This is a genomic window from Paenibacillus sp. J22P15 (genome assembly GCF_056269345.1).
In genome coordinates this window covers 32,649-48,702 of the sequence record NZ_JBWDNT010000011.1, presented here as the reverse complement: position 1 = coordinate 48,702, position 16,054 = coordinate 32,649, and the positions used below count along the sequence as shown (strand labels likewise).

The following is a 16,054-nucleotide window of genomic DNA, read 5'->3' as shown; positions in this document are numbered from 1 at the left end:
TTTGGGATAATAAACAAGAAGGAGTATCTATGACCATGGGGCAATAAATGGAGCAATAATACAAATGATGTCGAAAGTCTGTTAAGTTGTTAAGAACGGAGGCTGGAAAACCGCTTTGAAAGAAAAATGGCTTCTGTTAACACTAATGGTCATTTCGGTTCCGATCGCGGGCGAATTACATTTTTACCCGTTTCAAACTGATTTTCGGGTAAGTTTGGGCACCCCTGCCTTTTTTCTATTCCTACTCTGGCTCCGTTCTCCCTCGCCGCTTATCTCCGGATTACTTGTCGGCAGCTCGGTTACGATCTTTCGCATGGGTCTTGACTTGGCACTCGAACCGTATTGGAACTGGGAAGCTGCTTTTCAGCATCATTATCCGGTATTCTTTTACTATTTGACCTATGCGGTTGCCTTCGCGGCAGTTCGAATGAACCGTCACCATAACCGACCACTATTGGTTGGAGCACTTGGTGTAGCGTGTGAAATCGCCGCGACGTTGGTAGAGATTTTGCTGCGTTATTCGACAACAGAGCAAACGACCACTTTCGCAACCTGGAATCAAATTGTTCTCATTGCTTTTTTTCGGAGTTTTTTCGTTCTTGGTTTTTTCAATTTGATCAAATTGAGGCAGTCGAAAGCGGTAGAAGAGCAGAAGCGTAAAGAAAACGAGAAGCTGCTCATGCTTATTTCTGAGCTTTACGAGGAAACCATTCAATTGAAGAAAACGCTGCACAACGCAGAAAATATCACCCGTAACAGCTACGAGCTGTATCAATCGTTAAATGATACACAGCATATTTTCCATAAAGATCTGGCACAAAAAGCTCTCCGAATCGCCGGTGAGGTTCATGAGATCAAAAAGGACAATCAACGGATATATGCGGGTCTATCCAGCCTGATTTCTCATGATAGCGATTATATGCCGGTCCAAGAATTGGCCAATATTGTTCTGCGCTCCAATCAGAAATATGCCCAGTCACTTGGTAAGAAGATCGAATTCACTCTGCTAACCGAAGGGATCCTTCCTTTATGTCATGTGTACACAGCTTTGTCTTTGTTCAATAACATAGTTGCTAATGCTGTAGAAGCGTTTGAGGAACAGGGCATTATCCTAATACGGGTTAAGCGAGAAAAAGATGTTATTGTATTCAGTGTCGCCGATAATGGCCCAGGTATTGCGCCGAAGTATCGAGAGAAAATCTTCATGCCCGGCTATACGACCAAATTCGATAAAGCTGGCAATCCGTCAACGGGAATCGGTTTGGTCTATGTGTATCAGGAAACAGAGCGTTTGCTCGGAAACGTCCAAGTTCAAGACAACACCGAAGGCGCAGGTACAGTTTTCACTATCACATTGCCAATTGGCCAAATAGGAAAGGAAGAGTAGCGCGATGCGTTTTTTTATTATCGATGACGATCCGGCTATCCGTTCCATGCTGGAACAAATTATCGAGGATGAGGATTTAGGAAGTGTGGTAGGCGAAGCTCCTGACGGTGCGCATGTTGATATCACTTTGCTCGAACTCAAGCAAGTCGACATCATTCTTATCGATTTACTAATGCCCGTTCGTGACGGCATAGAGACCGTTCGCAAACTATCCGGGAGCTTTGAAGGGAAAATCATTATGATTTCTCAAGTGGAGTCGAAAGAAATGATAGTCAAGGCGTATGCATACGGAATTGAATATTATATCACCAAGCCCATAAACCGCTTGGAAGTTATTTCTGTTATTAGAAAGGTTTCTGAATTGCTGCTCATCCACCAATCCTTTCGAAATATTCAAATATCTCTCCGTGCTGTCGGCTTCAGCGGCAAATTATCGGAGAAGGAAGCTTCTTCCACTGATAAAAATATCATTACATGCGGAAACTATATGTTATCAGATCTCGGACTGATTGGGGAAGCCGGCAGCAAAGACTTGCTGGAGATGCTCGATTATTTATATCGTTATGAGGCCGATCACTCACAACAACAGGGCTTTCCGCAGCTTCATGAAATATACCATCAAATTGCCTTGAAAAAATTAGGGCCCTCCGCTTCGAGTATCGACTTAAAAAAAGAGATCAAAGCGGCCGAACAACGGGTGCGGCGAGCAGTGAATCAAGGGCTAACTCACCTGGCATCCCTTGGATTGATCGATTATTCGAATCTGAAGTTCGAGCAGTACTCTACAAAGTTTTTTGACCTGAGTGATATCCGCAAAAAAATGAAAGCACTTGAAAATGATGAAACTTCTGCACTCAGCTTAAACCGGCAAAACACAAAAAAGTTTATTCAGGTCCTTTATTTAGAATCAAGAAAGTTAATGAGCTGATGAAATTGGGCGCCATAGGGTCTCTTTGCAAGAAGTAGGGAGCAAGCATAATGAATATGTCGTAAAAAGTGCCACCTAAATCCAAATCAAATTGGTTCCCTACCCCAGGTTCTACAGACTGACCAGTATTATCAAGACCTGCTGTTTGGCTCAAGAGAAGACATTTTCCACTGCTTCTTGAGCTTCGGCGGTTATATTGTTATTTGTTCCGTGGTCCTCTCCTTTGTTGCCATATATACGATATCTTCTATTAACATTTATGAAAGGAATCGTGAGCTTGCAACACTTAAGGTGCTAGGCTATCAAAAAATAAAATAAACAGACTTATATTTTTAGAAAATATGATACTGACCACATTTTCAGTAAGAGAAAAGTAAACAAAATAAATGTGATTGAATCGTTAAAAAGTATAGATAATCGAGTTGCTAATTAGCAGTTAAATAGGAAAATAGGCTATAGCTCTTGTAAGTTCGAGCCATAGCCTATTTTTATTGCTTATTTATATAAATACTGTCTGAAACTACAGTACTCTTCTCGCTGTTGAGTAACGTTTGGAATAATCGCTCAATTTATTGATGTACACGCCATTTATTTTGCTGCCAATCGTATTGTGAATAAATTGCCCATTACCGATGTAAATACCCACATGGCTGATTTTAGACGACTTTCCGTTATTAAAGAAGATTAGATCGCCTACAGCAAGATTGCTTTTGGATACATATTTCCCTTGATTCTTCTGAGAAGCAGTACCCCATTTGAGATTAACCCCTTGCTTGCCAAAAACGTACTTCGTAAATGAAGAGCAATCAAAGATAAGTTTACTTGGGTTGTTAACGCCGTATTTATATTTTACTTTCCCTTGCAAAGATTTTGCAGTAGCGACAATGTTTTTCGCTTTAGCTGATGCTGTCACCTTAGAAGCCGCTTGGGCTTGTCCGATATAGGAAGTGCCAGCCAGGGAATGAGCAGATAATAGAGCCACACAGCAAGTTGTTGCGATAACCGTTTTTTTGATCCAATTGAATTTCATGATATACCTCCTGAGGTTTACCTAAGTTGTATTCGGAGTATATCACGATGTATATCCATGACGTTGATTCTTAATCCTTTTTAATTAAGTAGATTTTTCATGAGCAGGTAAAATAATCTAAAAATTACGGATCATCATTGCCGCCATAATATGCAGTTATCCTGCTCCGAAATGGGAATATAATGTCCTATCTTTTTACGACGCGCATCGCTACGTGCTTCATAATGAAGCATGAGTGCCAGCAGACCTTGCACTTCCGGCTCGGTAGACATCAATCGCAACAAAAGCTTTCCCAAATAAATTGCTTCCCCGGACAAGCCCTTACGTTGAGAATCCCCTCCAGAGAAATCTTCATCCCATCCGCTGTCATAAACCGCATAGATGGCGTCGAGTGGCACCCCTCTCCCGCTCAGCGTACAGTTCTTCGTGAGAATAGAAAAAAAACAGTTGCTTACCCAGTGAGGGGATTTTGAAAATTATCAGATTTGTGGTCCATTATAAATTAGAGTGATAAAATTGCAGTAAAGCTTGTACCATCGTCGTTGGAATAATCTAATTCTATTGTTCCATTGTATTTATTAGTTATTTCACTTACTATATTCAGCCCAATACCCGAACCTGTTGTTTTGGTTGTAAATTCTGAATTGAATATTTTTAGCTTAGTGTCATTAGACATACAAGGTCCATTGTTATATACAGTAAATTTAAGTGACCTGTCATCCGACGTTCCGAGTAGAGTTACTTTAAGATCGTTATATCTTGTTTCCATCAAAACAGCTTCAAATGCATTATCTATTAAGTTACCCAGTATTGAAACTAAATCGCTATCTTTAATGGACCCTAAATTTATGCTTCTAAAATCACAAATATCAAATGTAAAATTAATTCCCACCTTTTCCGCATATACTACCTTACTCTGAATTAGTCCCATTAAGGGAGCGCAATTTATATTTAATATATTATTGATAGTTGCAGCATCATTTACTAAACAACTTGTATATCTAAATAGGTCATCATATGCTTTTATGCTTACTAGAGCGTGAACCGTGGCCAAGTGATTATTATAATCATGTCTTTGTCTTTTAATAGAACGAATTACCCCATCTAATTGATTATGGTTGGAAGATATCAAACCCTCTTTCCCAAATTGGAATTTACTTCTGGCAGCGATCCATACCAGTGTTAACAGAGTTAATATTGTTATTAAAACAACAGAATCTTTCATTACCTTGTCGTAAATGGCTTTACCCATTAAGTCATATTCATCTAAGAGTATTAATACAAAACTCTCTTTTCCGATATATAATGGTAGTATATGTTTCTTAAATACTTCTCCATTAATCTCTACCTTGTAGTCCGCTCTCTCTCCAGTCTTACTAACCTCCTTTACATAGTTAATATCCGAGTGGTTTATATATCTGTATAGTTTTTTCTCTACTATTAATTCTATAGAATTGTAATTACCATTTGACGTATTCGTAAATATAAAATCAGCTGCTGTTATTTCTTGAAGATATTTGTTACTCTTTTTCATCTGTATAATTTTCTTTTGTAAAAAATCAATTCGGTGTTCCAGCCTATTCTCAGACTCAGTGTATATTGATTTTTTTGTGTATCCAATTACCATAAACAACATAACAAGTAACATAAGCGCAAACAAAATAATGTTACGACTATGGGGATGAGTTACTATTCCCATCTCGAAGTACCCCCTTGATGTATTTTATATCCTAGTAAGCTCCATACACCTCTATAATCATTTATAAAGAGATTGTTAGTAACTAATTTAAATGCTAGATAAATAGACAATTAAGTATCCTGATTGACATGTTTAATATAAATTTTGCAAACTATATTTTCGATATAAAAGTTCGAACTCTTTTCTCTTTCTACGAGTCAAATCAAACTCAACATTAGTGCAGGTCAATTGAATGATATAAGTACCGAATAAACGATCGCTTGGCAAGACAGATTTAATAAAGTTCATATTAACTAAGCTTGATTGATTCGGTAAAAATATATGCTCTGAGCACTGCCTATGTATGTCACTAATCGAATTAGTAGCCTCAATACCCGCTTCCTTTCCTCCCTCAACTAATACGATCGTTTTATGCTCTCCTTTTACTTTTGAAGCGTATATCAAATTATGCTCGTTTATAAATACAGTACGATAATTACTCTTTAGTTGAATAATCTTACCTGGTTTGGTCGTGGTATAATTCAAATCTTTATCGATTAATGTCCTAGCTTTTTGAACTGCAATGGATAAGCGTTTTAAACTCACAGGTTTGGGTACAAAGTCGACACAATTCATCGCCATTCCCTCTAAGACCAGATTAAAGTCCTGTGTGCCAGAAACAATAATCAAATAAGGTGCTATACCATTTTCTAATATCTTTTTATAAGCAGAGATTCCATCAATCCCCTGTAGATCTATATCTAAGAACAACAAGTTAGGCTCATATTGCAAGCAATCATCGACAAGCCATTCCCCAGAACCTACCGAACTCACTATATTAAGATCCAGCTGCTTTGCATATTGTTCCAGCATTCTCCGGATTGGTTCATGGTCCTCACCTATGATAACTGATAGCTTTCTGCTCAAAGTTAAAACCCCTTTCATCTCAAATCGACAGTATTCGACATTTAATTTACCAAGTAAGGGGAATTTATAACCACTTACGACAAGTAATACAATAGAACTGATTTATAAGTATAATAGTCCTATAAAGAGAGTGTTAATCATACATTTTGGTTATCTATTTAGTGGAGGGAACACCATGACAAAACAATTTACAATCTTAATTGAAGAAGATTATGCTTCCAATAATGTCTGCGCCTATATACCAGAACTTCGTTTGAACGTTGTTGGAGACACAGAGGAAGAGACCGTTGCACTAGCAACGGAACTAATTTCCATGGAATTTGAGAAAACCTCAGATATTAAATTGTTTAACTCTAAAGTATTGACTATCAGTATGGAAGTTGAGAAAAAAAGAGAAACGTTACAAGCAGTAGTTTAATCAAATAGTAATAAAACCCGCTCCCGGCCGCCAGCTTATGGGGAGCGGGTTTTATTTGTTAGCAAAAAAAAGGGGCTAGCACGTTTTGACGTGATAGCCCCTTACCAATATTATTGTCGGTAACGAGGCTGTCCTGGTTCTTGCGAACGGTAGACCCTCAGCTTTGCGTCCTTGCTTTTCAGCAAGTTTGCCTTTTTCATTATATGTAGACATTAAATCGTCATCTTCACCTAAATCAGTGTACTTTATCGTTGATTTAGCCATTTGTTAATTTACCAAAACTTAAATAGATTATACCATAAACAAACATAACCGAACTATTATTAGTACACTTTCGCTTCATACTTAACGTCCAACTGATATTACAGTTTTCGATGTTCTTACTAATGGGACTTCTTGCAGGCCTGGCGCTCGCTTGCCATTAGCTTTGTAGGTAGTTGCTATTCGGTACGAAAATTTGTTAAACGAACCGAAAGCTTAGCGCTAACGTCTCCGTCACCGCCGCTGCCAGCACAGTTATTCAAGAAGTGACGATTCATTCCGTTTAACTACACCGATCGATGCGCTTTACTCTGATATGGATTGGATAATTTTATAATTAACTATATTGCTACACTATAACTTTTACGCTTTGTACGATCCCATAAAATGAAACAACTTGATTTCTTTTAATGAGTTTATGAACAGCGAAGCCGCGGGTTCTTTCAAATGTAATAAGAAAATAAAGTCTTAGACTGACGGTGCTTCATTAAGCTAACGGCAGTTTTCGCTAGTTAGCAGGAGATAACAAGCAGTTATAGAACATAATAGCTTCGACTTGCGATATCTATGTTATGGAGTGACGTCATGTATTTTAAATTGGTACGACAGTCTCGATGGCGAGGAGGACTTAAAATGGATGAAAGCTTATCCCAATCAACCAGTCCACTGATGTTGTTTCTAAAAAGGCAAGCGATTGACAAAAACGATAATGTCACGCACACACAAATCTTAGCAACGCTCTATCTTCTCAATGTGAAGGATCGGTATTGAAACAAACAGACCACGTTGTGAAAAGTCTGGAATCGACATATACCCCATAGAAGCACTGCAGCTCCAATACGCCCATTTTGTCATCATCACCTTAGACGGAGACGTAGCCAGCAAAGCAGCTACAACCGCAGTATTAAGTGGCGTTACCAAAGGAGGATTCAAGCCTCCAGCATCTCGATAGGTTAGGCGAACCCTATGCCGACGTAAAATATCCGTGAACCTTCAAGCAAAGGAGATCACCACATAATAAGTAAACAAGTCATAAGGGACACACAGCACTTCACATGTGTGGAATAAGTAGTGTCAACAGACTATTACACCGACGTTTATTTTTAAGTAATCATTACTCTCTCGCATCCTCTATTATTATTTTGTATACTATTAATAGAGGAAAAAGGAATATTATGAATTCTGAATGACGATAAAAGTCAGCAATATGAGCGAGGATGTGAACAATTTATTATCTCAAAATGTAGAGAATCAGAAAAAGGAGCAACGGCTGCGCATCAGGCAACATGTGATTGAAGCCATTGCTGAATCGATGGATTTGTACGGCGCAACTTATTCGTCGGGACAATTATACGGGATTATGTTTTTTGAAGATCGCCCAATGACGCTTGAAGAGATGAAGACGCGCATGAATATGAGTAAAAGCAACATGAGCTATGCAGTTCGATCGCTGATGGAGTCCCAAATGGTCTTGAAATTGGAGGAAAAACAGGAACGTAAAGATTTGTATGTGGCAGAGACAAACTTTTTTCTTGCTTTTCAAAACTTCTTTGCTTCGAAGCTCCAGCGTGAACTTGATGGAATGACAGGAGCCATTAACAGTGTCCTTCCCGAACTGACAGAGCTCATTCTTGATGAACAGACTCCGGACGAAGAACGGCAAGCCGCTCTTCTAGACTTGCATAAACTCCGACATGGGCTCAAGTATTATGAATGGTTGGAGCAATTTATCAACGGTCTGAAGCAAGGTGAATGTTTTAAACAGCCTTCTCAACCATGACTGATCAATATATAAACATCCCGAAATTTCAAACCTCATTCAGTAACCAATAAAAAATAGATGGTGTCGAATGAACGCCATCCCTTCGCTTGATAAAGCCTACTTCTTCAGCAGTCCAGAAACGCTTTTAATAATTAAAGAATTGCGAATCTTGAAGCATCTTCTTCAAGATGGAAGCGCCTGCTGATTGTCCTGAACTTCATTTCCGCTATCTTTCAGAGCTCATTCGATTTCCGAAACCATCTATTCACGGGTAATGTTCGAGCTGCCTGTCAGCTACGAGGCGACTAGTCTCTTACTCGATCGTACTTCACCAGCTAGTTGTGCCTAACTTAGTTAGACACGCAATAATAAAAAAAGAGCTAGCTAAAATACCGCTAACTCTCGTATGGATATGAATGGACTAATTACAATCTTTGAATCAACCAATAAAATGCCAGCACAAAAATAAGGCAAGACGTTGAAATCATCATTTTACGATACCACGGGAACCTTCGCAGCCAAATCAAGAGGGGCAGTAATAGGCATAAGATCATCAGTTGACCCGTTTCTACACCTAAATTGAACATCAGGAGCGTTCCAATCATATTGTTCTTTGGAAGTCCCGTTTCGGCCAATGCCCCAGCGAAGCCCATACCGTGAATCAGGCCAAATAAGGCTGTCATTACCCAACGCCATTTCGCCTTTTGAACAAAAATATTTTCCACTGCTACATAACAGATCGTCAGGGCAATCAAGGCTTCGATCCAGTACGGGATGACCTTAATGAGGCCCGTCGCCACCATGAACAGTGTAATGCTGTGAGCGATTGTAAAAGCAGTCACAATTTTCAACGCATCCTTGAAGCGAGATGCGATTAATACTAAAGATAACAAAAACAGTAAATGATCATAACCGATCAAAATGTGTTCAATTCCAAGTACAAAGTATTTCCACAAAACAGCGCCAAGCTTAGGTTGGGGAAGGTCCTGTGCTGGGTCTTGGGGAAGGTTGATCAGAAAATCTTTATTCGTTCTATCAATTACTTCCTGCTGGAAATATTCCCCGTCATGAATCATGAGTACACTTGTAAGAGGAGGCGCATCGTCAAACACCACATCGTAATGAAGATTAAATTGTTCGATTTCTTCATCGGCGGTAAACGTCAGATGAAATTCTATACCTCTTACGGTACCCTTATTCGCCATGCTCATCGAATCAAATTCCATCGTTAAGGGCTTCGAATCCACATCTATGCGAATACCTTTCTGTAGAATGGATTCGATTTCTTGCGAGAACAGTTCCTCGTTCACTAGATTATCCAAGTCAGTACCGAATTGTTGAATCAAGTCTCTCTGATCAATAAAAAGATCATAGAGAATCTCGTTCCCTTCAATATTTAAATCCGAGTAATTCATACTTAGGGAATGCGCAGATGTCGTTGTGGCAGTTCCAAAAAATAATAAGATCATTAAGATGAACAAGGACAGAAATGAACGCTGCTTCATAGCGGAACCTCTTCTCATGAAATGCTAGTATTACAATCTGAAATATAGTTAATCCCGTTACGAACGATCATTATGCAACTTGAACATACTGCTCGACTTAGTTCAAGCTGTCCAAGAGTGTTTTTACGTCAGAGCCAAGGTTCAATGCGTTCAGCACGATCGTAAGCGCCTCAGCGCGTGTGGAGTTGCCCTTCGGATCAAATAAGCCATTGCCCTTGCCGCTGATGATGCCCGCTTTTGCCGCATCCTTGATTTGATTCACTGCATAAGAGCTTGCGCTTGCTATATCAGCAAAGTTGCCTTTGGAAGCATCTTTGTCCACTTTACTTAAGTCCACAATACGGGATAGAATTATAACCATTTCTTCACGGTTAATCGTTTTGTTCGGCTTGAACGTCCCGTCATTATATCCGGTAATCACTCCTGCACTAGCAAGCTTCTTAATGGCGTCTTTAGCCCAATGGCTGTTAATATCTTTCAGAACTGCCGACTGATTGCCGCCTCCGTTGATATCGAATACACGTGAAATGATCGCTGCAAATTCGGCGCGTGTAATGCTGCCGTTCGGATGGAACGTTCCATCCCCATACCCTTCGATAAAGTTCAGCTTCACGAACGTACCGATAGTTTTTTCGCCCCAATGTCCTTTAATGTCGGGCATGTTAACCTTTACACCAGATTTATTAGCTTCCGCTACTTTGGACGAGATCGTATTAACCAATTTTGTTACATTAACAATGTCGATCTTGAATACATCGCTTGCAAGTTTCGTAGCTTTTATATTCACCGATGCTTTGCTTTTGCTTGAAACTTCAGTAGTCGCGAGCCGCGAATTTACCATTTTCACGCTGTCCAGTACAATATCGGCCTTACCCTGACTAGCCGCATGAAATGTCAGCGTAGCCAATGTTACATCCCCGTTCTGGCCTGCAGCATTGCCTATTTGCGTATGCGCGATTTGAATCTTATTTCCGTTCACAATAGGATTCACGGCAAAGCCGCTGCCTTTAGTAACACCCTTCACAAACTTCAAGCGGCTGGTATCATAGGTTAAATTGAGTTCATATGCGTACAAGTCGCTTAATTTCTTTCCGCTCACCGTCACTTGAAAGTCATCGCCTGCGGATATGTTCTTATCCGAGATGGACAGCGAAAAGCTAGGGCCCGAGCTTGCATGAGTAACGGCTTGGGGAAGTACGAGTACTGTCAAAAGCAACGCCAGACTAAATGCAAGTAGTTTTTTTATCATTGGACAATTCGCCCTTTCTGTACTCGTCATAAGTAAAGAGGGGAGAACATAGATCTCCCCTCCCATTTCAATTACCAGCCCATCCTAAATTTCGCTAAAGCAAGCATAATTACGGGTTTGTTTACTGCAAGATTGCTTTAGCTGTGATTGCAAGGTCTACAATATCCACCTTGCCGTCTTTATTTACATCCGCTTTCGCATTCCAGCCCGCCTGATCTTGTTGTTTGCCGTATGCTCCTGCAACAATAGCCAAGTCTCCAATAGAAATTTTTCCATCCCCATTGACATCCGCATTGATTTTCTTGGTGTCAAACACTTGAATGGCCGCTTCCAATGCAGCTTTCGCGCTATCCACCTGCTGCTGAGTGGCATTCGGATCGTTTGCTGTCGCGCTTGCCGTATCGATAGCCGATTGCAATTGCGCTTTGGATCCATTCACGTACTGGCCGTGCCCATTTCCTTCCACTGCTGCATCGTACTTGGCCTGAGCGCTTGTGATTAATGCATTCAAGAGCGACTTATCAACAGGTATACTAATTTGAATTTCGTGGGAGGCTCCGTCAACCTTCAGTTCATTCCCCTGTCCGTTGGCAATCATAACATTGTCGACCGTAATTGTCGTTGCCTCCGTTGCAGATTTGGATGTAAATTTGAAATTCAACAAATCGCCTTGGGCAAGTACCCCTTGGTTTGCTTCCACGCTGGAAGCAATAATCCGAATTTGACCCGGCACTTTCTCCTCTTGGTCAATGACTTCAAATCCATCTTTCAGCGATGTAACCGAATCGAATTGCAAATTCGCTGGATTATAATGTAGAATCAAATCTTGGGCATACATTCGCTGGTATACACTTTCTGTTACGCTGGTCAAACCCATCTTTACATCAAATGTTTGACCAGAGTTCACCTGCTGTAAACCTGTCAATGTAGTGGCAGGTGATGCTAATTGTTCGCTAGTTGTTACATTAATCTCCGCAGCCGCTGCCCAGCCGTTAGCACCCGCCGTTGCTTCGAGCTTGACATATGATGCATCTGTCGGATCAAAAGTTGCTACTTTCTCCGTATTGTCTTGTTCCCAAGTTCCGCTTGCAACTTTAGTAAAGGTCACTCCATCTGTACTTACATAAACGTTATATCCTGTAATATTTCCGTTGATGCCTGATGGCCTTGGTAAATACGCGACCTTATCGATTGGGTAAGTTCCTCCAAGTTTTAAGGTAATCGATTGAGGGAGAACATCCGATTTATCCCACTTCGTATGCCACACCGTTTGTGGGTTTCCGTCAATCGCATTGGATGCAATATCTTTACCCGTTTCCTCGCTTGTCGCCGTTGCCGTCATTTGAGACTGAGGGATCTTATTAACACTTACCCTAATGCTTGTTGTCAAAGGCACGTTATTGGGATTTTCCACCCCATTTGGCAAAGTTACGGTTCCTGGTACCTTGAAGGTCTGTCCCGTTATGGTCGTTGGATCGTAGTTAATGTTGCTTAAATCCCAAGTTACACTAGCATCCAAATTTCCTAAATCGGTTACAAGCACTGCATTCACGGGCAATCCAAGAGCTGCAGCTGTCTTTGCCGTTCCCATTTTCAATCCTGTAATGGGCGGCGCTGTGATGCTCATGAGATTCGGCTGTTCCCCAGCCGGAAGCAACATCGAAATTTCCATTTCCGACAAACCGACATTAGACCCGCTTCCACCGGATACCTGGAATTTGACCCATGTCACCGTCTTTTTAGGGAAAGTTACAGAATAAGCGCTCCCGTCATTCGGGATTCCTGAAACCGTCAAAGTGCTTCCGTCACTGAAGGTAAGCGTTCCGCCAGGCGCCCAGTCGACTGTGTTGGGCCGATCATAGAAGCTAATCTTGTTGATCGCTTGATTCGTCTTCCAATTCAGCTGGATCCAGGGATTCAGTTCTTCCTTGGAAACCCATTCGGTTTGCCCTATGATGCCATCGAACACTTTGTTGGGAGTAGAATTGCTATTGGAATACGATGAAGCGGTAGCTGTAGCGGTCCGCGCTGAGACCTTATTAACAGTTACTCTAATACTTGTTGTCAAAGGTACATCATTGGGATTTACCACCAAAGTTGGCAAAGTTACAGTTCCATTTACAGTGAAGGTCTGTGCAGTCTTTACTGTAGGATCATAGTTTGAAGCATCTACATTCCATGTCACCTTGGCATCCATGCTGATTGCATCATCGGTAACCAAGGATACTTTCTTTGGCAATCCAAGGGCGTCCGCTGTCTTCGCCGCTCCGATCGCCACCTCAGTTACGTCAGCAGGCGCATTGATGCTGTTTAAATTAACATCGTGATCCATAATGTTAATTTCCTGCGACGAACGGTTATACATGGAATCGTCGGCGAATACCCTGATTATATATGGAGTATTCGGCGACAAACCTGTAACCTTATATTTCTTGTATACCTCGTATGGCTTCTCCATCGGCATCGAAAGGCTATTAAACGATTTATCCACTTTCCCGGTGAGCTTGTTGATAAGCTCAATATTATATTCCAAAACACGCACATTATCAGTTGCTTGCTTTATTGTAAAACCAACTGCGTTGTCATTGAAGTCCATGTAATCGACCTTAATACCCTCATCAAACTGCGGAGCTATAAGATCTCTTGTATCGCTCCTGCTATAGGTAAAGGCATCTTTGCCTTCGCCAACGACTTTTACAGAAGGTGTCCCTACATATTCATCTGTAGCTAAATTATACTGTTTGATGATTATTTTCGAACCGTAAACCTCTAAGAAATTCACGATGCGAGGTGTGGTTTTATAATTGATATACGAGCCTTCAATATATCCGCCGTACGGACCGCCATCAATATAACTGGAATAGGAACTCGCACCGCTGTCGAGATACGTAGCCGCACCTTGATAGTGAGAACGTTCGTCGGTCGGATCGTATTGCGTATGACCTGAAAAATATACTACCTGCGAAATATTATTGTCGGCAATATATTTACCTACATTATTACTTGCCGCACTGCTCCATTGCGATGACCACACGGTTCCGCTTATTGGGTAGTGGGAAGATACAAATATCGGTTTGGTTGGATCGTAATCCGCTTCATTTTTAATTTGGTTGAGGAAATTGGTGGCTTTTCCCACCGTATTTTCGTTGTTATAATTTCCGTCAAAACCTACAAAATTATATCCTTTTACCTTTACCCTATAAGAATCGTTAAAGAAATTGTTATCGTATGAATTCGTTGACTCGTTCCATGCGCCCGCCGAACCGACAGGAATTAATTTTTCGGCGCCGCCCATATCATGGTTGCCTCTTACCATATAAAACTTCGTATTGTCTAACAAACCCTCTTTTGTAAGCTTTGTGTGTACTTTTGTCATCTCACTCATCCACAGATATTCTTCGGCATTGTTACCGCCGGTAACGTCGCCAGGAATAAAGAGTACGTCGGCTTGTGGGAATAGTCTCAGTTCTGTTCTGTAATCTTTTTCAATGCGCGCGATTGTATTGGGATTAGCAGTGATTTCCGGGTCGCTGTCTATAATCATATTTAAACCGGCGGGAGTCACTGTTTTATTGCTTTTTTGATAGATGAATAGGGCGTTGTTTAGTTCACGTTCGTAATAATTGATGGTTTCTTGTGTATATAATTTTACTTTTTGCGTTGTTGCAACCGTAGATGCCATATTAAAAACCTTTTTCAAATAATCAAAATCGGTTTCGCTGAAGCCGTCGCCGAGACCGCCTGCTACTATTGAATTTGCTTCGGATATGGTATCGTTAAGTGCGTTCATATCTACCTTATTTACACCGTAACTCTTATAATTCGCTTGAACCATATCACTGCTTAATGCGCCTTTCCAAACATTCAGATCAGCGATATTGAATGAATTACCTCCATTTTTGCCCAATCCGTCGCTGCCAATATTCAATGGGTTCGGTGTATCTAAAGTCCCTACTCCCAGCGAAGTTTCAGTCATTTTGTAACCATCAATATACAACGATCCGAGCATTTTATCTCTGTCTACAACAAATGTCACGTAACGCCAATCGGAAGCATTAAATGTGTCGCGCCCGAATTTTACTGATGTGGTCGGGAATCCTAAATTCATATTGACCGAATTGGCTGATGTATAAATCGCCCAGCCTTCGTTAGAGCTCTTAGTAAAATCCTTGTTGGATAATATGACCTGATTAGTATTAGTGTCGCCCTTATACCAGAAGGATGTGGTAAAACTATCATTACCAAAATTCAAGCTGTGCGTCGTTCCGACATAATTGCCGTCTCCGCTTTCTAAGTGCAGAGCTTTGGTCCCGGGTAATACACCGTCTACATAACTATAATTTCCATTTCCTTTCAAATCCTCTTGATTCGCATCGTCCTTTAAATTATTGTCGAATTTCATTGATGCCATAAGGGGGTTGGCATTGTCGATTTTGACTACGTCATTATCTGATGTTACTGCGCTGACCGTATTCGATAACATAACGAACATCATCGTTAATACGAGGGTAAAGGATAACATTCTTTTCACTACAGAAAACCTCCAAATTTTAAGTGTGTTAAGAGTCTATTCGAAAAGCTCGTAAAATTGAGTGAAAAACAAAACGCACCGTAGCGAAAAATGATAAAATGGAAGTATCCCGACCACCATTCAACCAACAACGCGAGGTGCAGACTAGGCATAATTTCATCGGCGTCCCCAACATCGAGAAGGTGCCGACTCTCACTAGATTATACTAGTCACCCCCAATCCGACGATCACAACCATACCTGTAGATACGCTTTTTGCATATCGCCATTTGTGTCCCGATTAACGTCCTTTACTCAGAGACAATTCGTACAATGACGAACCGGCCAAGTAACGACATGATCGGACAGTCTATTGCGATAATAACGGTCATTTCAATCC

The 16,054-nt window shown here is 40.8% G+C and carries 12 protein-coding genes, 1 pseudogene and 1 riboswitch; of the genes and pseudogenes, 6 read left to right on the top strand and 7 right to left on the bottom strand.

What is annotated here, in order from left to right:
- The first annotated feature begins 115 nt into the window (after positions 1-115).
- The 3 genes and pseudogenes from AC0YN6_RS20395 to AC0YN6_RS20385 form a co-directional block, all read left to right on the top strand.
- Positions 116-1,387 (top strand): ATP-binding protein, encoded by a 1,272-nt coding sequence (locus tag AC0YN6_RS20395; RefSeq protein ID WP_475749070.1) that lies wholly within the window; start codon positions 116-118, stop codon positions 1,385-1,387.
- A gap of 4 nt (positions 1,388-1,391) precedes the next feature.
- On the top strand, positions 1,392-2,315 hold the full coding sequence (locus tag AC0YN6_RS20390; RefSeq protein ID WP_475749069.1) for a response regulator: 924 nt from the start codon (positions 1,392-1,394) through the stop codon (positions 2,313-2,315).
- A gap of 198 nt (positions 2,316-2,513) precedes the next feature.
- A pseudogene (locus AC0YN6_RS20385) lies at positions 2,514-2,680 on the top strand (FtsX-like permease family protein); the annotation flags it as partial.
- A gap of 155 nt (positions 2,681-2,835) precedes the next feature.
- Here AC0YN6_RS20385 and AC0YN6_RS20380 read toward each other — a convergent pair.
- The 4 genes from AC0YN6_RS20380 to AC0YN6_RS20365 form a co-directional block, all read right to left on the bottom strand.
- The gene (locus AC0YN6_RS20380; protein ID WP_475749068.1) at positions 2,836-3,345 is read right to left on the bottom strand and encodes a C40 family peptidase; all 510 of its coding nucleotides are present in this window, start codon (positions 3,343-3,345) and stop codon (positions 2,836-2,838) included.
- Positions 3,346-3,479: 134 nt separating this feature from the next.
- The gene (locus AC0YN6_RS20375; RefSeq protein WP_475749067.1) at positions 3,480-3,743 is read right to left on the bottom strand and encodes a DUF6596 domain-containing protein; all 264 of its coding nucleotides are present in this window, start codon (positions 3,741-3,743) and stop codon (positions 3,480-3,482) included.
- 104 nt (positions 3,744-3,847) lie between these two features.
- The gene (locus AC0YN6_RS20370) at positions 3,848-5,044 is read right to left on the bottom strand and encodes a sensor histidine kinase (protein ID WP_475749065.1); all 1,197 of its coding nucleotides are present in this window, start codon (positions 5,042-5,044) and stop codon (positions 3,848-3,850) included.
- Between the two features lie 132 nt (positions 5,045-5,176).
- Positions 5,177-5,950, bottom strand: a complete 774-nt coding sequence (locus AC0YN6_RS20365) for a LytR/AlgR family response regulator transcription factor (protein ID WP_475749064.1) — start codon at positions 5,948-5,950, stop codon at positions 5,177-5,179.
- A gap of 175 nt (positions 5,951-6,125) precedes the next feature.
- Here AC0YN6_RS20365 and AC0YN6_RS20360 point away from each other — a divergent pair, with 175 nt between their 5' ends.
- From AC0YN6_RS20360 to AC0YN6_RS20350, 3 genes are all read left to right on the top strand, one after another.
- Entirely contained in the window at positions 6,126-6,368 is a 243-nt protein-coding gene (locus AC0YN6_RS20360; protein ID WP_475749063.1) for a type II toxin-antitoxin system HicB family antitoxin, read from the top strand.
- A 115-nt stretch (positions 6,369-6,483) separates the two neighbouring features.
- Positions 6,484-6,570, bottom strand: a riboswitch (cyclic di-GMP riboswitch).
- Positions 6,571-7,262: 692 nt separating this feature from the next.
- Positions 7,263-7,400, top strand: a complete 138-nt coding sequence (locus AC0YN6_RS20355; protein ID WP_475749061.1) for a hypothetical protein — start codon at positions 7,263-7,265, stop codon at positions 7,398-7,400.
- 415 nt (positions 7,401-7,815) lie between these two features.
- Positions 7,816-8,409, top strand: a complete 594-nt coding sequence (locus AC0YN6_RS20350) for a GbsR/MarR family transcriptional regulator (protein WP_475749059.1) — start codon at positions 7,816-7,818, stop codon at positions 8,407-8,409.
- A 407-nt stretch (positions 8,410-8,816) separates the two neighbouring features.
- Here AC0YN6_RS20350 and AC0YN6_RS20345 read toward each other — a convergent pair whose 3' ends face one another.
- The 3 genes from AC0YN6_RS20345 to AC0YN6_RS20335 form a co-directional block, all read right to left on the bottom strand.
- Complete coding sequence (locus tag AC0YN6_RS20345; RefSeq protein ID WP_475749057.1) at positions 8,817-9,896, bottom strand: HupE/UreJ family protein; 1,080 nt, start codon at positions 9,894-9,896, stop codon at positions 8,817-8,819.
- Between the two features lie 97 nt (positions 9,897-9,993).
- Positions 9,994-11,145 (bottom strand): S-layer homology domain-containing protein, encoded by a 1,152-nt coding sequence (locus AC0YN6_RS20340; RefSeq protein WP_475749056.1) that lies wholly within the window; start codon positions 11,143-11,145, stop codon positions 9,994-9,996.
- Between the two features lie 121 nt (positions 11,146-11,266).
- A complete protein-coding gene (locus AC0YN6_RS20335; RefSeq protein ID WP_475749194.1) occupies positions 11,267-15,667 on the bottom strand; it encodes a DUF7402 domain-containing protein in 4,401 nt (1,466 codons plus the stop codon).
- Positions 15,668-16,054 lie beyond the last annotated feature (387 nt).

Bases quoted from the DNA above. Each gene is read 5' to 3' on its own strand.
- AC0YN6_RS20390 (WP_475749069.1), top strand. From the start codon at position 1,392: ATGCGTTTTTTTATTATCGATGACGATCCGGCTATCCGTTCCATGCTG.
- AC0YN6_RS20380 (WP_475749068.1), bottom strand. From the start codon at position 3,345: ATGAAATTCAATTGGATCAAAAAAACGGTTATCGCAACAACTTGCTGT.
- AC0YN6_RS20370 (WP_475749065.1), bottom strand. From the start codon at position 5,044: ATGGGAATAGTAACTCATCCCCATAGTCGTAACATTATTTTGTTTGCG.
- AC0YN6_RS20360 (WP_475749063.1), top strand. From the start codon at position 6,126: ATGACAAAACAATTTACAATCTTAATTGAAGAAGATTATGCTTCCAAT.
- AC0YN6_RS20355 (WP_475749061.1), top strand. From the start codon at position 7,263: ATGGATGAAAGCTTATCCCAATCAACCAGTCCACTGATGTTGTTTCTA.
- AC0YN6_RS20350 (WP_475749059.1), top strand. From the start codon at position 7,816: ATGACGATAAAAGTCAGCAATATGAGCGAGGATGTGAACAATTTATTA.
- AC0YN6_RS20345 (WP_475749057.1), bottom strand. From the start codon at position 9,896: ATGAAGCAGCGTTCATTTCTGTCCTTGTTCATCTTAATGATCTTATTA.
- AC0YN6_RS20340 (WP_475749056.1), bottom strand. From the start codon at position 11,145: ATGATAAAAAAACTACTTGCATTTAGTCTGGCGTTGCTTTTGACAGTA.
- AC0YN6_RS20335 (WP_475749194.1), bottom strand. From the start codon at position 15,667: ATGTTATCCTTTACCCTCGTATTAACGATGATGTTCGTTATGTTATCG.